We start from the raw sequence: 24,571 nt of genomic DNA, 5'->3' as shown, positions 1-24,571 counted from the left end.
TCAATTCGTGCGTTCCGGTAAAGCACTACCGATTAATTCCAAGGCAATGATCGTATTTAAAGACCACTGCGACGCTTCATTTGTATTCATCCAATCAATCTCATTCAACTCCGCCATATAAGTGACCCGCTCAGCTTCCTTTTGCAGATTCACACGACCAAACGGATTCCCCAGCAAAATAAACCAACACCGCTCTGCCGTAACCAAATCCTTGCGGTAATACGCTCCATATGCAGCAATGGCTACGCTGAGTACAGGATGCTCAAAACGGAGTTTCCCTGAAATCAACCCTCCTGTAAATGCGTCCTTTTCTTCTTGTGGCAAATTATAAAATACGCCGAACTCAGCCAGCATATCTTCCCAGACCGGGTCCTCCAGCATTGCCGCCAGCTCGAACCACACCTGCGGACCTCCCATACTAATCGCTAAATGACGCCCCCAGTTATCGTCGCCCATTCCCGCCAATATGCCAGTTGTCGGATCATATCCGTATGTTGGGCCAGATAACAGCCGTAAATTTGCCGCTTTGATACAATCCATGCCTGTTATAATCTTGTCCCGATAAGCGGTATCCTCGAATCGCTCCCAGCGGGTCATCCAATTAGAGCTAAAGGCCGCCCAGTCCGGACCGACCCTGACATGAGTGGGGAATTCATCCTTCGCAAAATAAGCCCGCATCGGGTCCAGGGTAACTGTTGAATAATCAGCATCCTTAACACTGTCCATAATATCGCCGACCCGCTCGTCTCCGGTCAGATAATAATAGTAGCGATGCAGACCAGCCATGGCGATACGGGCCTCTTTGCAGCCGCAGCCCCAGTGGACGACATTATGCCGCGAGCCTAGTCCAGCGTATTCGCCAAAATGATATACATCTACCTCACTCGTATGCCTAGTCATGGCTTCGGCCATACGGAACACATCTGCCCTCCCGGACCGGAGAAACGTTACCCACAACCACATATTTGGCACAAGCTCGGAATTTTGCCAGGCACAGCCACCAAGATCATAGTTCCATACATGTCTGACAGGATCGTAGCTGTGCATGAAATCACCGTAATCCCAGAACCCATACCATTTTCGCTGCTCGATCTCTTCCTTGTAAAAGGATATGATCCCGTCCAGCCGTTCTTCCAGATACTCCTTGGCTGGCGTGCTCCGGTCAGGCAAACTCCAGAAACCAAAAGCACCCGCTTCATGGTAATAAGCTGGTTCACAGACCAGCAACGAAGGTTCTTCAGCTTCTGCCTGCATCCGCTGCAACAGTTCAGGCCCGGGAGTCTGCGCCGTACACCATAATGTTAGCTCGCTAGTATTGGCGATACCGAATGGAGTAGCCCGTAATTCTTCTGCACCTTCATACGAGGATTCCACATGTGTTTTTGTATCATAATGCCGCAAGTCCATGGCTGCCGCATCAGGTGACCAGAACCAGACAGTAAGAGCTGCCGCGTCGGTGGCAGTGGACCCCATCTCCATTCCTGCCGGATGCTTACGCCAGAAATTCTTCATCCCGGCGGCTAGCCCTCCACCCTCTGCCCCAACATAACCAAGTCCGCCTGCCCGGCGGCCTTCTGCTGCCTTGACCCAAGCGCAGCCATCTTCTGTACGCTTCCAGATCCCATAATGACCGGAAGAATTTTGAACCAGCCGAAAACTGCCCCAAGTGGCGGAGTCATCCAATAAACTAAGGAAATAGGCGTCCTCTTCTGGATCAAATTTCACAGAATGTCCCGCTGCCTGATCGACGAATAAATCACGATACTTACCTTTGGTTCGCCGTGTATGCAACGTCTTAGGAGACTCGCCAAACAAGCCGCTATCTCCGGCAAAACGAACATGGCGGTTGTAAAGCGGCCCACGCAGCGGCACTGTGAATTCTATACCTAATCCTTTAATAAAATCCTGCTGGGGATTACCATCATAATGAAACGTATGAACTAATCGAATAGACTCCAGCCCGGCATAGAAATATAGACGAAGCGTATAGGGAAGCCACTCACGAGCACTGTGCGAAGCTTGATGAAGTCCTTCTAGCTTCACCACTGCGCGAACGGGTCCGTCCTGTTCAAGGATGGCACTTAACGTTCGTCCTGCGAACCGCTCCTCATGTATGCTCAGGGTACCAGAGCCCTCATCTCTCTGCTCACGAATACATACAAGCCCGCCATTACTGCATACTTCCCTTCCTTCCGTGTCCGCCAGATTTCTGCGCACAATACTGCGGATAAGCCCCTTTCCCTGCTTGTTAACCGTGCAAATAATAACTCCTGTATCTATAATGAAGGCTTCGTCTGTTTCCTGCACAGTTAGTCGCTCAGTTACTTCAGTTGCTGGAGCCGCTTGATTTATTGTCATTGCCGCTAAGGAATAATGCTGAATATCCGAGTTTTTGCTTACTGCCGAGTGGGTGGACCACTTGATGCTCCCGTCTGGCCAAAAAGCTGCTGGCCAGCTTTGCAGCGGCACATGGTTTCCGTTCTCCGGCATACTCAAGCAGAGATTCTTTAACGCTTCCCTGTCGAGCTCTCCTTTTTTCCAAGGAACTCCCCAGGTTACACCCACATCAATATCGGGCTTTTTTAGCCAATGCAGGCTAATCGGCAGAGCCGTAGGCACAACAACCATCTCCTTCATACCTTCTTCACCGCATGCCACTCACACTTTTAAAGGGCTTCATTATTATGGCTTAGCTCTCTATAGCGGCTTGGGGTTATTCCCTCTTGTTTCTTGAAAATCCGGTTGAAATAGCTATGCTGATAACCCACCTGTTCAGCTACATCGTTAATTCGCAGCGAGGTATCACGCAGCAGCTCCTTAGCTTTTTCAAGCCGCAATTCGGTCAGATAATCGATGAAATTTTTCCCGGTGACCCGTTTGAATGATTTACTCAGTAAAAATGGGCTAATCCCTGTATAATCCGCACAACCATCCAGCGAAATATTATCCATATAATGCTCATTGATATACATCATGGCATGCTCAATCGTCCGTTTGATTCCAGCGTCAGAACGCTCACTCAGCTCCGTCAGATACGGTGCTACAACTTTTTCCTGAAACCAGGCAAGAATAAGCTTGGGCTCATGAATTTGCGACAATGCCGCGTACAGATTAGCCCCTTTGAACAGTTGGTTTGGATGAATGCCTGAGACCATAATGGCATGCTGAATACTACCTAACAAATGAAGCATGCCCTGCTGTACATCAATCACTTTCGCCCCATTGGCACACAGCGCCTCCAGAAATTCCTCCAGTAGACGGTAGGCCTCTTCCGCTTCTCCTGTTCGAAGAGCCTGAATCATACCGCGCTCCAGAGTGAACGAATACTGCGGTTCAGGTGTACTCTGCCCCTCACGATCCAGTAGCTCCATATTAATAACCTGGTTCTCACCACCAAACTGGCGATAACTGGCGGCTTGCTTCGCAGCCTCGAACGCTAACGGAATACCGGATATATTTCCGACTGGTGCACTAAACGCTACTGTTACCCTCATTTTTAACATGCGATTAATCGTTCCTGTCAGTTCTTCGCTAAAAGCCTGCACCGCTTCCAGCGATGGATTCTCAACGGGTTCAATAAGAAGTAATCCTGCCGTGAGATCATGAAAATTGATAATATCAGCCTGGTTGAAATGCTCGGCGGACAATTCTCCGATGATATTGACGGCGGCGAACGATACAAGACTTTCATCACCGTTGCGGAACTTCCCCTCCTGGCTGGAGATGCCTGTGAGCTGAATATAAAGAATAATATAATGACAATCCTCTACTTCCCACTTAAAGCGCCGCATCCGACTTTGCAGATCCAGTTCAGAATAAGAATATAGATATCCCTGAAACAGCTGATGCAGGAAACTTTCCTTAACATGCGGAAGCTGCTCGGAAAGAGTGTACTTCAGGGCATGGCTCTCCCCATGCAGGTTCTGCCAATGCCGTTCAATCAGGATGAACTCATCCTCCCTACTCGCAGCCGCCGCTTGGTCAGGCAACAAAGTCTGCAGCAAACGTCCTATCGGTGAATAAATTTTGCGGGAAGCAAACCAAGACAGAATCGCCGCCAGCAACAAAGCACTGAAGCTAACTAAAAATATCAGTCTTGAAATAAATACGACTGGTGCAGTTATGCTGGTTATCGGCGAAGCGGACACATAGAGCCAATCTGCGGAAAGCCGGGAAAACTCACCATAAGTCACTGCATATGTAGCCTTCCCCCAGTCGAAGAGAAAAGAGGACTCCAGGTTTGATTCATGGTCCGCGCTTCGTTCCAAAATTGCGGAATGCAGTGCGGTAAGTAGCGGAGAACGCTCATCGCTGTCCCCTGCTGACACGTATAAATCCCCGGTGGTCTGCAGCAAAAATGTCTCGCCGCTATTATAAGGTGTCATAGTTCGTAGCATCGCAGCTACTTTCTCCGTATCCATGCGGAGCAAAAGAGCTCCGAAGGGCTTCAGGCTTCCGCCGGGAATATGGTGGACAAGCGTTAATTCTTTGACATCCGGTTTATTGGGATCGAATGCCCACTGTGTCCAATAGATGCTTTGTTCAGTTTCAATCAATTTGTCATATTGACCAGATACCGCTTTGGAGTCAATCGTGCCATATTCGGGATTAAATAGTAATGGATGATCTCCTGACAGATAGAGTTCAACGTTACTCGTCATCGTGTTCGAGCCCTGCATCACTACGAGTGTCTTCGTGATATCCCAAGCCCGCTCATGATCCTGAATAAAATCAAGGCCATTCAAGCTGTAATCAAACTTGGTGTCAAAGGCCCAATGTGCCAGCATCAACTCCAGATTGGACAGTTGATCATCAATATTAGCCGCCCGCTGTTCAATCTGTCTGTTATGCATCTGCAGCAGCTCGCTCTCCAGACGTCCCCCAGCCATCCAGTAGACCAGCGCACCAATAATAAACCCCGGAATGGATGACACCACCAGCATAATGATCAGGTTTTTACGATAATATCGGCCTTTACAGCCTGACCAGCCTTTTATATAACGCTTCCATTTCGTCACATTTCTCATCACTATGCTCTCACCAGCCGAATCAGATTAATTTGAAGTGCAATCGAACCACATTCGTTTTGCTCCTCAGATCTTTTCCAGCCGGATAAAAGCACTAGGAAGGATCTATTGGTCAGCCTTAGCGTATAACTCGTTCATTTCCTTAACTAAATCATCTCCACCTGTTTTTCTCCATACGTCAAATGCTGATTTCAATTCTGCTTCATCAATTTGTCCAACAATATATTTTATACGTGCATCATTAATTACATTGTCGAGTTGAGCGCCTTTTTGCGAATATACTGTGGAAATAAAAGCCTCTGCCGGATTAACAACGATCGAAGCTTCATTTGCCTTTTGAACTTCAGTTTGCTTGAGGCGCAGTTCAGTCTGTGCTACAGTCTTGGACTTATCCTCAGGAATATAGGCCAATATTTGGTTTAGTCCTTCCACTTCTGACTCCACAAGTACAGTGTCTTTGGAGCGTTCAATAAAACCATCCACCATTGTGTAGTGAGTACCTTCCAAACCGAAACCTAACATGGTTTGTATTTCCGGATTATTGGTCTGATCTAGAAAAGCCAGTACCCTTTTCAGTTCCGCTTCGCTTTTCACGGATGATTTTGGAATAGCCAGCATGCCAGAGAAACCAGAGGTCGGCAATGTGTGTAGCTTGCCATCCGTACCTGTTACGCCCCCGCTTACATCTACATAATGTTTATCCGCTTCGTCTTTGCCTTCTTTTTCTAACGCAGCGTGAATTTTATCATCCACCCGGGCACCTGTATCGACCACATCGACGATTACTCCTGCCTTATTGTTAACGATCGGATCTGTCCATTTAGCACTGTCCATAACCGCGAAGTCGGAGTTGATTAATTTCTCATCATACAGCTTCTTCATGAACTTAAGCGCTTCCAAATATTCTGGATATTCATGCTCAGGCACCAGCTTACCATCCTGCACGCCCCATTTATTCGGTGTTCCAAACCATAACTTAATGGTATCAAAACCGCTGGCCCACTGGCCGCTCCATTTGACCAGCACCATGCCATACGTATCCTCTTTACCATTGCCGTCTGGATCTTTTTCCTTGAACGCTTTCAGCATATTGTAGAAATCATCCACCGTCTGCGGTGTTTGCAGCCCCACCTTCTCCAGCCAATCCTTGCGGAAAACCATACCGTTACGGCCGAGTACACGCCCCCGGTAGATTCCGTAATTCTTCCCATCAATGGCCGAGTTTTTCAGAATAACCGGATTCGCTTGGCTTAAATTCGGATAATCCTTAAGATAAGGCCCTACTTCCCAGAATGCACCCGATTTGGCAGCGTTCACAAAACTAGAAGCCTTAACATCCCCCACGTAGATAATGGTCGGCAGCTTCCCGGAAGCCAGTGTAATATTAAATTTATCTGCATACGATGCGTTCGGGACCCACTCAAAGTGGATCTTTGTGCGGGTCTGCTTTTCTAGTTCAGCAGCAACCGGGCTGCCGTCCTTCGGATAATTTGTTTTAAATATCGGCAGCATGAGGGTCAGATCCAGTGGGGACTCACTTTTCTCTTCTCCGGCATTACTACTCCCTTCACTTTTGCTATTAGAACCTGCTGATTCATTACCTGAGCAACCAGCAACAACAGTAGTAACCATCATAGCCACAAGTAAAAGTAACAACCAGCGCTTCTTTTTCACCGAATGATTAGCTTCCATTATTATACCTCCAAATTGGAATATGTTAAGTTCACTATCCTTTAACAGAACCCAGCATCACCCCTTTAGCGAAATGTTTTTGCAGGAACGGGTACACACATAAAATAGGCAGAGTACCTACTACAATAACCGCCATTTTAATCGACTGCTCCGGTGGCTGCACGAAGCTCGGATCCATGGAACTCATATCACCAGCAGCGGATTGGGACAACATTACGATCTGTCGCAGCATCACCTGCAAAGGCCATTTTGTCGGATCCGTAATGTAGAGCAGAGCCGAGAAGAAATTGTTCCAATGTCCCACAGCATAGAACAACGTAAATGTAGCGAGAACCGGTTTGGATAAAGGAAGGACAATTTTCCACAACAAGCCCAGCTCAGAACAACCATCAATACGCGCCGCTTCTTCCATTTCTATAGGCAGTTCCTGAAAAAAGTTTTTGACAATGATCAGGTTAAAGGCGCTGATCGCTCCCGGTAAAATAAGAGAATTGAGAGTATCCAGCAAATGCAGTTCCCGAATGACGAGATAGGTCGGGATCATCCCTCCACCGAACAGCATCGTAAAAATAACAAGGTTGAGTACCAAATTACGGCCCATCAGATATCGTTTCGCCATCGGATAAGCCATCGTTACCGTGAAGAATAAATTAACGACAGTTCCGATTACCGTAACATAAATAGAAACTCCTATACTGCGCATAATCGTATCTGTCGAAAAGATAAACCGGTATGCATCAAATGAAATTGTGGTCGGGATCAGGAATACAGCACGTTTAGTAATTTCCGCATCTGTAGCGAAGGAGCCCGAAACCACAAAGAGGAAAGGGAGGATTGCTACGATTCCGATGATCCCTAAAAACACATAATTGAATATATCAAATGCAGTTCCACCCGTACTCTTGTATTGTTTGGCCACAGCAAGCTTCTCCCTTCTTAATAAAGTCCAGATTCACCAAATTTTTTGGCGATCCAATTCGTCCCGAGCACAAGCGTCACACCAATTATCGATTTGAATAGTCCAACAGCCGTACTGTAGCTAAAGGCTCCCTGGGTTATTCCCAGTGCGTATACATAGGTGTCGAACACCTCACCTACTTCACGATTAAGAGCATTCATCATTAAATAAATTTGTTCAAAGCCATTATCCAAAATCGTTCCCATACGAAGAATAAGTAAAATAACGATTGTACTGCGGATAGCAGGCAACGTAATATGCCAAATCTGCCGCCAGCGGTTCGCACCGTCTACTACCGCAGCCTCATATTGCTCCACGTCTACCCCAGCCAGCGCTGCCAGGAATATAATTGTCCCCCAGCCGCACTCCTTCCAGATCGTCTGGAGAATAATCAATGGACGGAACCAGTCGGGATTAGCTAGAAAGTCTATTTTTCTTCCTGTAAACGTATACAAAAATTCATTTACAGTCCCGCCTTCCGTAGTCAGAAACACATAACTCATACTGGCCACAATGACCATGGATATAAAGTGCGGAACATAAATCATCGTTTGAATCGTCTTTTTATAGAAGGAAAGACGTATTTCGTTTAGAAGCAGTGCCAGAATAATCGGCGCCGGAAAAAAGAAAATCAGATTGTAAAACGATAGCAGCAGCGTATTGCGCAGCAGCATATAGAAATCGGGATTCTGGAAAAAAACACGGAAATGCTCAAAACCTACCCATTCACTTTTCTGAAAACCAAGAAACGGCTGATAATTCTTAAAAGCCAGCAGCACCCCCCACATCGGAACATATTTGAAAATAAGAAAATAAAGGAGCCCAGGGAGCAACAGAATATATAACCATTTATCACGTTTTAAACGTTTCCATCTTCTTACCCGGATATTTCGATATGTCTGCGGCTTTGGCTGTTGTTCTGCATTTCCCGGAACTGTTACGTGCTTCATCCTGTTCACCTCCATTTGTCATGTACAGCTCGCGATTACTGTAGCCATGGATTACTGCAATCACCCTTACTGCGATTCCTATTATGCTGCTACTTATTTTTTCCAGCAATTGGACTTTTTTGAACGCTCTATATAAGCTAAAAATCCAATCTTATCTAAAAAGTCCAAACCGTGCAAAAGTTTACTATTGCCCGTAAGAGGCTAAGCACCTATGCTTCCAAGTGATGATTTCCAGCAAATGTTTGCCTTAAGGGGGAGCTGAAGTGAAGAACAAGTTATATTACGGTGCTGCTTGGTATCCCGAGCTATGGAGTGAAGAGGTGCTTGAACAGGACATCCTTCTAATGAAGGAAACGGGTATTAATCTCGTGCGAATCGGAGAATTCATTTGGTCTGCCTTGGAGCCAGAGGAAGATAAGATTGTTATCCGTCCATTCGTGAAATATATCGAAAGGTTACATAGAAACGGAATTGACACAGTAATGTGTACGCCGACACCTACACCCCCCATCTGGCTTACCCATGGACATCCTGAGCGCTGTTATGTGGATGAGAGTGGAACGGTAATGGGACATGGAGCACGGCAGCATATCTGTACGAACAATTCTTACTTTCGTGAGCGGGCTGCCATCATTACGGAGCATATAGCAAAGGAGATCGGAGCACTTCCGGGGTTAACCGCCTGGCAGCTCGATAACGAATTCAAAGCGCATGTGGCGGAGTGTATGTGTGAAACCTGTAAAGGCTTATGGCATATATGGCTGCAGCAGCACTACAGCTCCATTGAAAGATTGAATGAGGCATGGGGAACAGCAGTCTGGAGCCAGACTTATCAACGTTTTGATCAGGTACCACAGCCAGGCCCCGCACCTTTCCTCCACAATTCATCTCTGCGGACGATGTACCGCTTATTTTCAATGGAAAAGATCGCTGAATTCGCCGACGAGCAGGCTGATATTATCCGCCGCCACTCCTCTGCGCCAATTACCCATAACAGCAGTGTAGCTTTTCATCTCGATAATGAGCGACTATTTCAGAATCTCGACTTTGCCGCCTACGATACTTATGCCTCACAGGAAAATATGCATGCTTATTTGCTTAACTGTGATCTTTGGCGAAACTTCAAGCCGGGAAAAGATTTCTGGATTATGGAGACAGGGCCATCGTTTGCCGCATCCCTAGTGAGTTTTGGTGTGCCTCACCCGAACGGATATCTGAAGGCAGAAGCAGTTGCCGCCTATGCGCTGGGTGCAGGTGCATTTTGCTATTGGCACTGGCGCCAGCATCGTTCCGGAAGTGAACAAACGCATAGCTCGATCTTAAGTGCTTGGGGAGAACCGGCTCTAGGTTATGACAATGTGTTGGAAGCCAATCAGGCACGGCAAGAAATTGAACAAATTATGTTATCCACTCGGCCGCTTCGTGCGGATGTAGCGATTACTTATTCAGACAGAACCAAAGCTTATCTCGCCACTGAACCTCACCGGAAGCTAAATTATCGTAGTCTGCTGGGCGATTTCTACAAGAGAATACTACACATGGGCATTCACCGGGATTTGCTGCCGGAGGGCGGGGACTTAACCGGATACAAGCTGTTATTCACTCCATTCGTACATTATTTGTCCCCTGAGTATGTGCAAAGTGCGCTGTCATTCACAGCAGCTGGCGGGATTTGGATTGTCGGTCCTCTTACCGGAGGACGAACGAAGGAGCATACCATTCATACGAATGCCGGGCTTGGTGAATTGGAGCGGCTAGCAGGAGTCAAAACTAAGTTTACATATCCGCTGGAATCAACAGGTACGATTGGACACGCTTTTGGAGTATCTGCTCCTTTGTCCTTGTGGAGTTCTGTCTTTGAACCCGTTTCAGAGTCCGCTTCCAGTATCGGTATGATTACGGAGGGGGTGACGCCGGGGTTGTCCTTCCTGACGGAGCAGCCTTACGGACAAGGTACTATTGTTATGCTGGGTTCAATGCCTGCCGGTGAAGAAGGCGACCTAATGTTATGTAAACTGATTGATCATTATGCAGAACGTTCTGGTGTTACCGTACGCAGTGATGTCACCAAAGGAACAATTGTCTGCCCTAGAAACGGAGATCAAGGCGAACTCTGGACGATTATCAATATGGATGGATGCGGGGGAAGTCTCACACTACCACGGGACGGACATGATGTTCTCTCGGGCAAATCCGTCGCCTGCGGCCCACTCTCAATTGGTGAATATGAATACAGAGTAATCCGATTATAACTACTTATTCTTGAAGCATAAGAAGCCGTTAACTGCTTGGTCACCCAAGCGGTTAGCGGCTTCATTTCCGTTCTTCGCCAGTAAATGAGAGAGAATGACTTTATAACTTAGTTGTTATAAGACCACTTTCCTGGGCGACCTTCAGCCACTCCCTAGCAATCAGATCATGCCCGGCAGTCGTCGGGTGAACGCCATCCCACAGCCAGTAGGCTGCCTCTGCTCTCTCCACAGCTGCGTTGAAAGCATCCTGCAGCGGAACATGCACGGTGCCGAATTGCAGCGAAAGCTCGCGGACAACCCCCTGATAATGGCTGATCCATTTGGACCATCCACTCCAGTCTTCCGCGGGTGCTCCGGTATTCAGGATAAACGGCTCGACCAGCACCAGCTTCGTATCCGGCAGCACTTCGCGCGTCTCTTCCAGCACATGGCGGTAAGCACGTTCGTAACGGTCGGTGCAGCCTCCCGGCTCGCCCTTCATCATTCTCCAAATATCGTTGACCCCGATCAGGATGCTGAGAATATCCGGCTGCAGATAGATCGCATCCTCATTCCAACGGGCATACAGATCGGAGATCCGGTCACCGCTCACTCCGCGGTTGTAGAACATAGGCTGCTGCTCAGCCAGCTCATTGCCCAGCTTGCCGCCAATGATGTAGGCATAGCCATGCCCCAGAATATGATTGGGATCGTTATCGCGGCCACGGTTGCCGTCGGTGATGGAATCTCCCTGAAACAGAATAACTTTGTTTGGCTTAGCAAATGAAATAGACATCCAGCTCACCCTTCAACTATTATAATTAGATAGATTTGGCACTATCTATGATTCTACCGTAATTGCGGCCGATGCTTCAATGATTTGTGATGCTCTATGCAATGTGATAGGATTTAGCAAATGACATGGAAGGGAATGGAACAAGAATGAAGTATAGAAGATTAGGCAATACAGGCCTTAAGGTCAGTGAGATCGGCCTGGGCAGCTGGCTTACCTACGGAACAGCCGCAGAGCAGAAAGCAGCGGACGCCTGCGTGGCCAAAGCCTTTGAATGCGGTATCAATTTCTTCGATACCGCCAATGCCTACAACCGCGGGGAAGGCGAGAAGGCGATTGGCGCAGCTCTCCGCTCCTACCAGCGGTCGGATTATGTGCTCAGCACCAAGGTGTTTTTTCCGATGGGAGACGGGGTGAACGACCGGGGGCTTTCCCGCAAGCATATTATGGAGCAATGCGAGGCCAGCCTGAAGCGTCTCGGAACCGACTACATTGATGTGTATTTCTGCCACCGCTTTGACAAGGATACGCCGGTTGAAGAAACCTTGCGCGCGCTGGATGACCTTACAGCCCAAGGTAAAATCCTCTATTCCGCAGTCAGCGAATGGAGCGCGGCACAAATCGCCCGTGCCGGAGGCATCAGCCGCAGGCTGAATCTCCGCCCGCTGGCCTCCAATCAGCCGATCTACAATATGTTCGAGCGTTATATCGAAGAAGAGGTGCTTGAGGTATCGGGGCAGGAAGGACTGGGACAAGTCGTCTTCTCGCCGCTCGCCCAGGGCATTCTGACCGGCAAATACAAGCCGGGACAACAGCCTCCGGCCGGGACACGCGGCGCAGACGATTCAGTGAACGGCGTTATCCGCAGCTATCTGCGCGACGATGTCCTTGGCGTCGTTGCCCAGTTGGATGACCTGGCGGCCAGCCTCGGCCTGAAGCTCTCACAGCTGGCGCTGGCCTGGGTACTCCGCCAGCCAGGTGTCAGCTCTGCACTGATCGGAGCCAGCAAGCCCGGCCAGGTTGAAGAGAATGCACAGGCCTCCGGCATTCTCCTCCAGCAGGAAACGCTGGAGACCATCGACGGCCTGCTCCGCCAGGTGGCCGATTTCGCACCGGCGAGATAGGGAAGCTGAGTGAGAAATAGAAGGATCATTTATAGCGTGAAGCATATAAATACTTATCTTTACAAAAAGGACTGTCTTACCCGCAGAGGTTCTCTACGGATGAGACAGTTCTTTCCATACTAATAATGGCCAGGCATCAGGCTGTCTTTCTTTTCACTCATCCGCCCTGCCCCGCCGATTAGTGTTTTATACTTCTTTTGGTCCTCTATAGTGGCCAGATGCCTGCATTCTTCAAATAATCTCACGCACCGGAGTACACATGCATCACCATTTATTTTGGCGGAATACTCCAATGCCTTTAACGTATAATGAATAGCCGCCTCATATCGTTGTGCATTAAAGTAATAGGCGGCCACCTCACAGAGAAGGTCTGTATATTCATCCCAGGTAACCCGGGAATTAATGATGCCGATTCTGCTCCGCTGCTCTTTGAAATCCAACTGATCCTGAAAACGTTCAATAATTCCATCCACATTGAACTGATAGCGGTTGGCGGCCTGCATAATTTTTATTAAAGCCGGAAGAATTTCATTTTCCCGGTCAGCAATGAACTCGGCATACTCTGTAAGCACATCCATTTGACCAGCCATTAACCGATGGAGATAGGAATTGGCAATCGCCCATTCCTGAAACTGTGCCTTCACCTCCCGGACTTTCTCCGTGTCCTCACGCACCCAGCCGGAGTCCGCGTAGAGTGAAGCATAATGCAAAGCCCGTTCGTATTCTCCACGTTCATGGCATACCGCCGAACGAAGCAGATAAGCGTAAAGGATGTAGAAGCAGATTGGTCTTGCCGGTTCCTTACGCGTCTCACGCTGTTTGGTCACCAGGTACTGGTTCTGGTATTGGATGGAGGCTTTCCGCTCCATTTCCTCAGCCAGAATATTCACTTTGCTCCAGCGGTGCAGGGAAATATAAATATTCGCCAGCGCGTGCAGCGCATCAAGCTGATCGGCCTCATCCAGCCGTTCGACAAAATATTCAAATTGGGTGGCAGCCTGCAGGTTGATATCCTGATTGTCACCCACAGCGATCGTGAACAAGCGGTATTGGCAGAGCGCCAGCCGTTCGGAATGCTGATACTTCTCGCTCTCCGCTACGCCTTCATACAACAGCGCTGCAGCTTCTTTTTTGTCATTCCTGTAAAATTCCTCCGCCGTGTCAAACAGCGCTTGAGCATAGGAGATATTATCCATCAGATTATGTACCACTTGCCGGATGCATTCCAGCTTGTCCAGTTCGGCGCAGCGGTGCAGAAACGGACCTAACCGCCGCCAGTCCGGCGTGGAATGAATAATGCATTCATCTATATACATTTCATAAAACGCACCTTCAGGCAGACCCATTCCGGCGGTTATCCGGTCCAGCTGCTGCATTGCAATCGGGCGGTTGCCATTGATAATGCTGCTGAGCGTTCCGGAGTTGACAGCAGATATTCCAGCAAATTGATTAATGGTTTTGCCTTCCCTTTTGAGAAAAGCGTCCAGTTCCCCTTGGATCGTAGTCTTAGGCTCCAAACAAACTCCACCTCTCAAATCCAAATATTTGAACAATAATCCAGATATTCCTACATAATAGGTGTAAATATTACACAGGTCAACATCCATTGGCACGTTCAAAAGTGGTTGACAGATGGAAATAAAAGCTCTTATCTTCTAATTCCTTACATCAAGAGATCAGCTTGGACTTCTCAGCCTGTTCTGCGGCTTTGCGGATGAAGCGTTCAAGCGGTTTCTGCAGCGTAAGCCCCAGCAGCAGCGCCAGCACGCCGAAAAGCAGCAGAGCCAACGCATCGCGGAAGACCACCTCCGGCAGAATCCCCCCTACCGCTTCCCGCAGCAGACTGATCGCATAGGTAAACGGCATAAAAGGATTCAGGATCTGAAAGAAATGCCCGGTGGTACTGATGGGAAATGTGCCTCCGGAGCTGGAGAACTGCAGCACCATAAATACAATCGCAACTCCTTTTCCCAGATTGCCGAAGACCGAAACGAGGGTGAACACAATCGTCACAAATACGATGCTGATTAACACAGCAAACAGCACAAACCAGCCTTTATCCGCGACATAACAGTTCAGGATATAAATATTGCCAAAAACCGCTACCAGCGCCTGAAGGATTCCGATGGTCAGAAAGGTCAGCAGCCGCCCGAAATACAGCTGGTAGCCGGTATATATGATGCCTTCTGTATCGACTCCCGTTCGCAGCAGGGAAATCATCAGGGTTCCCCCCACCCATAAGGAGAGCACGACATAAAAGGGAGTCATCGCCGAGCCGTAATTCGGAATCGGGTAGAGCGTCTTCTCCTTCAGGACGACCGGACTGGCGAGAAAATCGCTTTTGCTCTTGATATCTCCGCCCAAGAGCTGCGCGATATCTTCCAAATTCACTTCACTTTTGATTTGCCGGATGGTCGCTGCTGCTTTACGGACTGCGGCTTCAAGCGTGGGAAGATCCTCACGAACCAGCTGTGCAGCGCGCTCTACGCCCTGATCGGCACGCGGAAGTCCGGTAGTGATCAACGCCGCTGCCCTGCGGAATTTCTCCTCTGCGGCAGGCAGATCATTGCGGGCAAATTCAGCAGCTCTATGGATCGCTTCTCCGGCAGCGGGGAGTCCGCTCTCAATCTGCGGAAGAACATCCGTGACGAAATGTTTAAACGTAGCCATCTTGTCCTCAAGGCCGCTGGCTGCCGCATGCACATCTTCGCGGACCGCAGGCAGGTTCTGCCGCAGCGAAGCAAGGCCCGACTCTCCGTATCCGATTGCCGCCGCTGCCTCATCCAGAACTGTATTCAGTGCGTCAAGGCGCAGTGGAACATTCTGCAGCGCCTTGGCGGCAGTCCCTGCTGTGCTGATTAGCTGCTTCATGGTGTCCATTACCGCCGGCATGCCTTCTGCATTGTAGCGCGCAACAATTCTATCCAGCGCCGCTTGGCTCTGCCCGGCGGCCAGGCTAAACTGCTCAAGCGCGCCGGCGTCCGGGCCGCCTCCGGCCTGCAGCGCCGCCGCAAGCTTGTCCGCCCGGGAAGCAGCGGATGTGAACTGCTCCTGCACTTCACTTAAAGCATGGATGTCGCCGGTACGCACCGCCCCGGGCGACAGGCTGTTCACCGCGCCAAGCAAAGCAGCGGTGTGGCCCAGTGTCCCGCTTCCGGCCGACAGCCGGGCTGAAGCGTGCTGCAGCTGCCGGGCGGCAGCCGGCTGCTGTTCCTTATTGTTCTGCAGCTCTTCGGCAAGCTGCACGGCGGCATCCCCGGTCTGCTGCAGCAGATAGAAATTCTGCTGCACAATCAGGGGAATGCTCTCGAAGGCCGCGCCGTTCTGTTCCAGAAACTGCTGCAGCTCCTGCCCAAAGCTGCTTCCGGCCGCAGCCAGCCGGTCCGCCTGGGGCAATGCCTTGGCCGCGGCATTTACCACTGCACCGGCTTCCGACAACCGCTCGGAAGCCCGGTCCAGCACCTCGTCCACCTTGCCGAAATTGGCATCCAGACCGCTGACCAGAAGAGCGGCCCGCTCCAGCTCAGGAAGCTTGCTTCTCAGCGTCTGCAGCTGCCCGGCGGCTTCACTGATCTGGGACCAGTGCCCGTCGATCGTCTCCGCCGCCGCTCCAGCCTGTTCCACCTCCGGCAGCTTGCTGGTAAGGGAAGCGATCCTCCCGGCGGAGGAGGAGATCTCCGGCCAGTTCTGCTGCAGCTTAAGCACCAGCTTGCCCGCCTTGTCTATTTCCGGCAAGCTGGCCTCCAGCTTGAACAGCCCCTGCTCCACCTTGCGGATTACCGGCAGCTCGGATTGAAATTCCTCATCAATGTGGCGGAGGGCATTAAGCACCGTGCTGCTGAGTGTTTCGATAAAATGCTCACTGATCTGCGTCGTGATCGTCGAAGCGCCTTTCGCAGTGATTTTGGGCGCGATGGCATTGATCTTTTCGTTAACGGTATATTCTACCTCGGGCTTCACCAGGTTGCCCTCAACGATTCCGGCCATCCGCTGCGAGAACTCTGCGGGAATGACGATGCTCGCATAATAGTCTCCGCGCCGAACCCCAATTTCAGCGGCCCGGGCATCCGTAAAGGTCCAGCCCAGCGTCTTATTGTTATGCAGGCTGTCCAGCACCTGATCACCGATATTGAAGCTCTTCCCCTGCAGCTCCGCCCCTTTGTCCAGACTGGCCACGGCGATTTTGATGCCGGAGGTGTTGCTGTATGGATCCCATACTGCGGCTACATTTACCCAATCGTACACAGAGGGTAGCACAATAAGCGCTGCAATCAGCAGCATCGCCACCGGAATCCTTAACAGGTTGCGCCAATCGTTCAGATAGATCCGCCATATTTTCGCCATCCGCCAGTCACCTCCAAGCCGTTATTTGGATATTTTAATATGCCCCGGCATGAAGCTTTTTACAAATACGGTGCCGTCTTTCACATCTTCTGCAGTTTTGATGGGCCTCAGCAAAATTTTTGCAACATTTCTTGCTAATTTACGTTAATAGAGGTACATACCCCGTTTGAGAACTATAGCGAAGGGTAAAGAGGTATATAGGCTATTCACAAGCCATATTTAAGCCAAGGGGGAAACGAAAAGATGTTATTGAAAAACTCCAAGTATGTACTGCCTTTGCTGGTCCTGCTGTTTCTTTCCCTCGCAACAACGGCAAGCACAGCGGGAACACGTGCGGAAGCGCAAAGCGGCGGGCAGATTCAGCATCTCACAGCATATATTCACGATCTACAAATCGTAGACGGCAAGCTGATGCTTAATGCGGACGATATCGAATGGTTTGAAGGCGCGGAAGCAGACCGGGTGTTTGCCGAGCGGGAGCCGGATGGCGCGGCAGAGCTGGGAGGCGCACCGGACGGATATTATATCGTTAACGACAGCGATTTGCTAACCTCTTATCCGGTTGCCGATATTGCCGGCGTAACCATGCAAATCTATGATCATACCGGAACGATCGAGGACCTGGATATCAACTGGAACGAGGGAATTTCTCTACCTCAGTTCCAGAAGGAATTCGCCAAGACCGATATTATCGACTTAAGCCAATTTCCATACCATCTCACGATCGAAGAGGGTCAAGTAACTTCAATCGTGCAGCAATACATTCCATAACATTGTTATAATCGTACAAATTAAGACGGTGTCTGCCCATCCGGGCAAACACCGTCTTTTTGGTACGCCTTCTTAGTGCGCGACACATAGTTTTAAGTTGAGAGTTTCCAATAAATCTAACCTTTTCACACATATTCGAACGTTGCACTATTTACCCGAAAACACTATACCTATAAGCTTATTTATGAATCAAGCTTCGTGTATCATACTTTATAGATTATAGGATTGGTGATAAATATGACTATTGGAACAACACCGCACACTGCGGCAAATAAACCTGTACTGCACGATTTCCGGATGGATCAGGTCAGCATTACCGATCCCTATTTCATGAATGCGTTCGCTAAAGAAATCCAATATCTCAAAAGCTACGATTCCGACCGGCTGCTCGCAGGCTTCCGGGAGAACAAGGGACTGGCTCCCAAAGCCGATAAATATCCCGGCTGGGAAAATACAGAGATTCGCGGCCACACGCTGGGGCATTACCTTGCCGCCTTGGCCCAGGCCTATCAGAGCACCAAAGATGATGAAATTGGCCTGAGACTGAAGTATATTGTCTCGGAGCTTGCACTCTGCCAGCTGGAGAGCGGATATCTTTCGGCTTTTTCCGAGCAGCTGTTTGACAATGTGGAGAATAAACAGCCCGCCTGGGTACCCTGGTACACCATGCACAAGATTATCTCCGGTTTGACAGCCGTTTACTCCGCCACCGGAAATGAAACAGCTTATGCCGTTGTAACAAAACTGGGCGAATGGGTGTACCGACGCACCTCCTCCTGGTCTCCCGGGATCCAGCAGATTGTCTTATCCGTGGAATACGGGGGAATGAACGATTGCCTGTATGAGCTGTACAAAATCACCGGAGATGAGCATCATTTGAGCGCAGCCCATCAATTCGATGAGCTGACCTTATTCACACCGGTCCGTGAAGGCAAGGATATTCTCAAAGGCAAACATGCCAATACTACCATTCCGAAATTCCTCGGGGCCTTGAACCGCTATCTGGCGCTCGGCAAGAGCGAGCAGTTCTACCTCGAGGCTGCCGCGCAGTTCTGGGAAATGGTTGTGCATCACCATAGCTATATTACCGGAGGCAACAGCGAATGGGAGCATTTCGGCGATCCGGATATGCTGGACCGGGAACGCTCCAATTTCACTGCAGAAACCTGCAACAGCTACAATATGCTGAAGCTCTCCCGTGAGTTGTTCAAGCTTACCGGCGACGTCAAATATGTCGATTTTTACGAAAACACCTTTTTAAACGCGATTGTCTCTTCTCAGCACCCGCATACCGGGATGACGATGTATTTTCAGCCGATGGCAACAGGCTACTTCAAGGTATATAGCTCACCCTTCGAGCATTTCTGGTGCTGCACCGGAACGGGCATGGAGAGCTTCACCAAGCTGAATGACAGCATTTACTTCCACAATTCCGGCAGCATTTATGTGAACCAATATATAAGCTCGACGCTGCTTTCTGAAGAACACGGCCTTAAGCTGACGCAAACTGCCACCCTTCCGTACAGCGATACCGTGCAGTTCACGGTGCAGACCCTGCAGAATAAAGATACCGCTCTATCGCTCAAGCTGCGGCTGCCGGACTGGATTGCCGCTGAACCCGTGCTGAGCCTGAACGGAAAACCCGTCAGCTTTGTGACTGAAGAGGGGTATGCCGTACTGGATAGGGTTTGGGCGGATGGGGATATCCTGAAGCTTAAAGTGCCCATGAAGCTTAACTATTTCAACCTGCCGGATGCAAAGCATGTGGTTGCCTTCAAATATGGCCCGGTGGTGCTGAGCGCCGCCTTGGGACAGGACGATATGTCACAGTCGGCGACAGGAGTGGCCGTCAGTGTGCCGACCCGAAACATGCTGGTCAAGGATTTCATTACTACGGTTAACGCCAGCCCTGAGGAATGGCTGAACGGTTTCGCTGACCATTTTGAGACTGTGGAGGATGGCCTGGCCTTTGCCCTGCGTGGTACTGACGAAGACAACCGCCTGGTATTCACTCCTCACTATAAGCAACACAGTGAACGTTACGGAATCTATTGGCGCCTTGTTGAAGCAGACTCTGCGGAGCTGCAGGCCCATATTCTGCAGGCCAAGCTGCATCAGAGAGTACAGGATGCCACCATCGACAGCCTGCCGGTCGGCAATGACCAGTACGAGCTGGAGCATGGGATACAAGGCGAGAACACCTCTGTAGCCACCTGGGACGGATATAACATCCGCAAATCGGAGAATAACGGCTGGTTCAGCTATAGACTGAAGCTTGTGCCGCAGACCGACAACTACTTGTCCGTTACGTACTTCTCCGGCAGCAACGGCAAGGAGATCGCTATTTATGTGGACGGCGAGCTGCTGGCCAGCGAGACGCTGCACACGGATAAGCCGCGCAGCTTCTATAACAAGCGGTATCTCATCCCGGCCGCAAGTGTACAGGACAAGACAGAAGCGGAAATCAAGTTCGTGATCCCGGGTCAGGAGAACGGCATCTTCGACCTGCTGCGTATGATGACAGGCTTTGACGCCGATGCCCGGCTGCAGGAGCTGAGCTTTAGCAGAGGGGTCTTATCCGATCCGTTCAGCAGCAATACCACTTCCTACACGCTGACAGTTCCGCAGGGGACAGAGCTTCTTGAGATGAAGGCGGTGCCGAAGCACAAGAACGCGCTGGTCTATGTGGGCGATATTCTGGTCGAGGATACGTCACCAAGGGAAATTGCACTGGAAGACAGCCGTACAGAACTGACCCTCACTGTCAAAGCGGAAGATCATTCCACGGTTCAAGAATACAAGGTTACTGTATTAAAGAAATAATGCTCAACCCCATCCCAAGCAAAAATCCAGCCGCAGTTGCGGCTGGATTTTTGCTTGCACATATAGTCTACCTTGTAATAAGGGGTGGAGACCGGATGAATCAAGCATGTAATTGGACAACATCATTACCCTTTGACTGAACCGATCATGACCCCTTTATCGAAATATTTCTGGATAAACGGATACACAATCAGAATCGGCAGCGTGGAAACGATAATGACCCCATACTTGACCTGATCCGCATACTGCTGGGCATAACCTCCGGCCGAACCACCCGCACCTGCGCCTTGCGAGAACACCTGATTGGACAGCAGGATATCTCTTAACACAATCTGCAGCGGCTGCAGGTTGTTGCTGCGGATGTAAATCAGGCCAGTGAAGAAATCATTCCAGTGTGCAACCAGATAATATAGACCGATGACCGATACTACCGCCTTCGACAAAGGCAAGGCTACCTTAAGAAAAAATTTGAAATGCGTGCACCCGTCCATGGAAGCAGCCTCGAACAGCTCCTTGGGGATGGAATTCTCAAAGAACGAACGGGCAATGATCAAATTGTAGACGTTCACGCAAAACGGAAAAATAAAGACCCACATCGTATTAGTCATATGCAGATCCTTCATCAACAGATAAGTCGGAATCAGTCCGCCGTTAAAAAAGAGGGTGATTACAAATGTCAGCATCAGGAATCGTCTGGCCCGGAATTCCTGTCTGGACAGCACATAAGCCGCAGGCAGCGTGAACAGCAGGTTCACCGCCGTTCCGAGAACCGTATACAGCAGGGTATTTCCGTACCCCGTCCAAATCCGCGAGTCCTTGAAGATTTCACTATAGCCAAAGAAGCTGATATTTTTCGGGAAAATCGTTACCTGCCCCGTCGACACCAGCGTGGAGTCACTGACGGAGGCGATAATTACAAAATACAGCGGGTACACGATGCTCAGAAAGATAAGCAGGCACACTGCATATATGACGGCATCAAAGAGGACATCCGTCAACTTTTTACCCTTTTGGTTAATAAGCTGCATGAACACTCCACTCCTTCCCTAAGTGCTGCTACCACAGGCTGATGTCAGAGGATTTCCGGGCAACCAGATTCATCGCATACAAGAAAATAAAGTTGATCACGGTATTGAACAGGCCAATGGCCGCGGAATAGCTGAACTGATTGCTGATAATCCCGATTTTGTAGACATAGGTGGCAATGACCTCAGATACCGGAAGGTTGAGGGCATTCTGCATCAGGAAAACTTTCTCGAAGCCGGTACTAAGCACGTTCCCCATACTAAGCACGAACAAAATGATAATCGTAGGGATCAGCGCCGGAATATCGACATGCTTGATCGTCTGCCAGCGGCTGGCTCCATCAATTTTGGAAGAGTCGTAGAGCTGCGGGTCCACCGTGGAAAGTGCAGCCAAATAAATAATGCTGTTCCAGCCGCAATGCTGCCAAATCTCCGATAACACATACACAGGAACAAAGGTTTTGGTTGAGCCCAGCAGGTTGATATCACCCAGACCGATCGAACTCAGGATATGGCCGATAACCCCGGAGTTCGGGGAGAGTAGCACATTCAGCAGCCCCACCATCACGACAATGGAGATAAAATGGGGCAGATAAACGGTCGTCTGCAGTGTTTTCTTCGCCCGCTTCCAGCGCACCTGGTTAATCAGCAGGGCAAGAATAATCGGTGCGGGAAAACTCAGGATCACGGTTGCCAGACTGATGGCTATCGTATTCTTCATCAGGTCCGCAAACATATAGCTGTCGAAAAACTGCCGGAAATAAAACAGCCCTCTCCATGCGCCTCCCGTCAGCCCCTTGGAGAAGTCATAATCACGGAACGCCAGCTGGATGCCGTACATCGGAATGTAGTTGAAGATAAAGATCACAACGATTGCCGGAAAAATCATAATCCACAGCTGATAATCCCGTCTGAAGGTATTCACCACGGTAGGCTTTTTATGAGCCGATTTCATCAGAACCATCACTCCCATTAAGGAGCCGGAAGAACGGATGCCTTAAGTCCCCCGGCACGGCTTCTTCCGGACTCAGTTTCTCTTAGGGTCTGCGCTTGCTGCTTATTGATTGCTCTTGTAATCGTCGTAATATTTCTGTATGATCTCGATATTTTTGGAGACGCCGGTCTTCTCAATGTTTTTCACATAAGCATCCCATTCCGAATCAATTCCGCCCTTGGTGATCCATTGAGACCACTTCGAGAGGGCCAGAGACATCATGCTCGTATTGTTAAGACTCATCGCGTTGTTGTCCGCTGCACTGTATTTGATAAACATACTTGGCAGCACATCCGTATCCTTGTTGATGGCGTCCAGGGCCGCCTTAAGCGGTTCGGTCTGTTTACCGACGGACTGCATATCCGTCCCCAGCGTCAGCTTCAGGGAATCCGCAATATACATCGACCCGTTATCCGCCCAGGATGAGGTCCATTTCCAGGTGCCCGGGTCCATCGCTGTGTCTGTAGGAGGCAAAATAGTATAGGTTCCGTCCCCGTTGTCGCCAATATTAGTGCCAAGCGAGCCGAACAGTACCTGCATACTTACTGTAGGATCATACAGCTCATTAATGAACTTCATGGCCGCTTCCTTGTGTTTGGATTTGGCGGACATTTGCACGGTATTGACCCCATAGTTCAGCGAATTATAGTCATAACTCCAGGAAATCTTGCTGGTTGAACCGGCTGACACTTTCAGAGGTGACATCGAAGTATACTGCGGAGCCAGCGCATTGCCGACTCTGTCGGTCACTTCCCAGCCCCAGGTGAAGCCGACAGCCGCCGTATCTCCGTTGCCCCGGGCGACGGATTGGAATTTGGTGTAGTCCTGGGTGAACACCTCAGGATTGATAAGTCCTGCGCTGAAGCATTTATTCAGGAAAGTTACCAGCGTTTTGTAGCGTTCATCCGTGAAGAAGTTCTTCACCTGTCCGTCCTCCACAAAATAGCCGAGTCCGCTGTTATCCGTCAGTGTAATACCTTCGCTGCCCAGCAATACCGTAGGCATGAAAGCACCAAACGCTACAGTTCCTGTAGGCGCAAAGTCCATAGGAATTTCGTCGCCCGGATCGCCGTTTCCGTTGGCGTCTTCATCCTTGAACGCTTTCAACACATCGTATAATTCATCCCAGTTGGTCGGCATTTGCAGGCCCAGGTTATCCAGCCACTTTTGGTTGATGAACTGGCGTGTGGTCGTTTCCGGCCAGAATCTTTGATATTTAGGCAGGCCGTAGATTTTACCATCGAGCTGTGTGGCAATTACCTTGGTCTCCGGCTTGGCGTCGAACATGGCCTGCACGTTAGGGCCGTACTCTTTGATCAGCCCGGTCATATCCTCGAACAACCCCGGGAACTGCGAGAAATCCGCATCGGTGATGGAGTTGACGCCTACGATCAGGTCGGGAATATCTCCGCTGGCCAGCAGCGTGCCTTTTTTCTGATCCCAGTCCGCCGTGACCTCCTGCCACTCAATTTCAACCCCGGCCCGTTCTTGGGCTTCCTGCAGCCATTTCATTTTAGAGAATTCCTGAGTTAACGGATGTTTGGTCATGATGGCGGTAAGCTTAACCTTCTTGCCTGTGTTGCCTGCGCCGGCAGCCTCTGTATTTGTATTTGTATTGTTGCCGCCTGAGCACCCGGACACCGTTGCTGCGCTGAACACCAGCACGAGCAGACCCACTAGAAATTTTTTCATTTTGTATCCTCCCTTTTTCTGTTCGATCGTAGCAGGAAAAAGATGATATACTTCATGAATATCTAAAATTAACCAAATGAAACTGAAATCCAAATACACATATCATCGTATTGTATCCGCTTTCAAATGCAGTTTAAAAAATAGAGA

The 24,571-nt window shown here is 49.6% G+C and carries 15 protein-coding genes; 4 read left to right on the top strand and 11 right to left on the bottom strand.

The features are described from left to right. From MHI45_RS27695 to MHI45_RS27675, 5 genes are all read right to left on the bottom strand, one after another. Positions 1-2,637 carry an exo-rhamnogalacturonan lyase family protein gene (locus tag MHI45_RS27695; RefSeq protein ID WP_445667514.1) on the bottom strand — a complete coding sequence of 879 codons (2,637 nt, stop codon included), beginning with the start codon at positions 2,635-2,637 and terminating at the stop codon, positions 1-3. 29 nt (positions 2,638-2,666) lie between these two features. Next, positions 2,667-5,027, bottom strand: a complete 2,361-nt coding sequence (locus MHI45_RS27690; protein WP_341119749.1) for a helix-turn-helix transcriptional regulator — start codon at positions 5,025-5,027, stop codon at positions 2,667-2,669. Positions 5,028-5,132: 105 nt separating this feature from the next. Next, entirely contained in the window at positions 5,133-6,719 is a 1,587-nt protein-coding gene (locus MHI45_RS27685; protein WP_341119748.1) for an extracellular solute-binding protein, read from the bottom strand. 34 nt (positions 6,720-6,753) lie between these two features. Further along, on the bottom strand, positions 6,754-7,638 hold the full coding sequence (locus MHI45_RS27680; RefSeq protein ID WP_076110538.1) for a carbohydrate ABC transporter permease: 885 nt from the start codon (positions 7,636-7,638) through the stop codon (positions 6,754-6,756). A gap of 17 nt (positions 7,639-7,655) precedes the next feature. Beyond that, complete coding sequence (locus MHI45_RS27675; RefSeq protein ID WP_341119747.1) at positions 7,656-8,627, bottom strand: ABC transporter permease; 972 nt, start codon at positions 8,625-8,627, stop codon at positions 7,656-7,658. Positions 8,628-8,890: 263 nt separating this feature from the next. Here MHI45_RS27675 and MHI45_RS27670 point away from each other — a divergent pair, with 263 nt between their 5' ends. Further along, the gene (locus MHI45_RS27670) at positions 8,891-10,879 is read left to right on the top strand and encodes a beta-galactosidase (protein WP_076110536.1); all 1,989 of its coding nucleotides are present in this window, start codon (positions 8,891-8,893) and stop codon (positions 10,877-10,879) included. A gap of 100 nt (positions 10,880-10,979) precedes the next feature. Here the strand turns inward: MHI45_RS27670 and MHI45_RS27665 are convergent, their stop codons facing one another. Further along, positions 10,980-11,654 (bottom strand): SGNH/GDSL hydrolase family protein, encoded by a 675-nt coding sequence (locus tag MHI45_RS27665; RefSeq protein WP_076110535.1) that lies wholly within the window; start codon positions 11,652-11,654, stop codon positions 10,980-10,982. Between the two features lie 146 nt (positions 11,655-11,800). Between MHI45_RS27665 and MHI45_RS27660 the strand changes: the two genes are divergently transcribed. Beyond that, positions 11,801-12,775, top strand: coding sequence for an aldo/keto reductase family protein (locus tag MHI45_RS27660; protein ID WP_038599023.1), 975 nt, complete (start codon positions 11,801-11,803; stop codon positions 12,773-12,775). A 119-nt stretch (positions 12,776-12,894) separates the two neighbouring features. Here MHI45_RS27660 and MHI45_RS27655 read toward each other — a convergent pair whose 3' ends face one another. Both MHI45_RS27655 and MHI45_RS27650 read right to left on the bottom strand, forming a co-directional pair. Continuing rightward, complete coding sequence (locus tag MHI45_RS27655) at positions 12,895-14,292, bottom strand: transcriptional regulator (RefSeq protein ID WP_076110534.1); 1,398 nt, start codon at positions 14,290-14,292, stop codon at positions 12,895-12,897. Positions 14,293-14,443: 151 nt separating this feature from the next. Beyond that, complete coding sequence (locus MHI45_RS27650; protein WP_076110533.1) at positions 14,444-17,119, bottom strand: YhgE/Pip domain-containing protein; 2,676 nt, start codon at positions 17,117-17,119, stop codon at positions 14,444-14,446. Positions 17,120-17,362: 243 nt separating this feature from the next. On the opposite strand from MHI45_RS27650, the gene MHI45_RS27645 reads away from it, so the two are divergent. Continuing rightward, the gene (locus MHI45_RS27645; protein WP_076110532.1) at positions 17,363-17,890 is read left to right on the top strand and encodes a hypothetical protein; all 528 of its coding nucleotides are present in this window, start codon (positions 17,363-17,365) and stop codon (positions 17,888-17,890) included. 237 nt (positions 17,891-18,127) lie between these two features. After that, on the top strand, positions 18,128-20,713 hold the full coding sequence (locus MHI45_RS27640; protein ID WP_076110531.1) for a beta-L-arabinofuranosidase domain-containing protein: 2,586 nt from the start codon (positions 18,128-18,130) through the stop codon (positions 20,711-20,713). Between the two features lie 125 nt (positions 20,714-20,838). Here the strand turns inward: MHI45_RS27640 and MHI45_RS27635 are convergent, their stop codons facing one another. The 3 genes from MHI45_RS27635 to MHI45_RS27625 form a co-directional block, all read right to left on the bottom strand. Beyond that, positions 20,839-21,741, bottom strand: coding sequence for a carbohydrate ABC transporter permease (locus MHI45_RS27635; protein ID WP_076110530.1), 903 nt, complete (start codon positions 21,739-21,741; stop codon positions 20,839-20,841). 28 nt (positions 21,742-21,769) lie between these two features. Then, a complete protein-coding gene (locus MHI45_RS27630) occupies positions 21,770-22,693 on the bottom strand; it encodes an ABC transporter permease (protein WP_038599019.1) in 924 nt (307 codons plus the stop codon). 102 nt (positions 22,694-22,795) lie between these two features. Then, the gene (locus MHI45_RS27625; RefSeq protein WP_076110529.1) at positions 22,796-24,424 is read right to left on the bottom strand and encodes an extracellular solute-binding protein; all 1,629 of its coding nucleotides are present in this window, start codon (positions 24,422-24,424) and stop codon (positions 22,796-22,798) included. Between the last annotated feature and the right edge of the window lie 147 nt (positions 24,425-24,571).

The sequence above is a fragment of the Paenibacillus sp. FSL H3-0321 genome (assembly GCF_038002865.1).
Lineage (GTDB): Bacteria > Bacillota > Bacilli > Paenibacillales > Paenibacillaceae > Paenibacillus_AQ.
The sequence above is the reverse complement of the archived record's forward strand: the minus strand, read 5'-3'. Positions and strand labels throughout refer to the sequence as shown.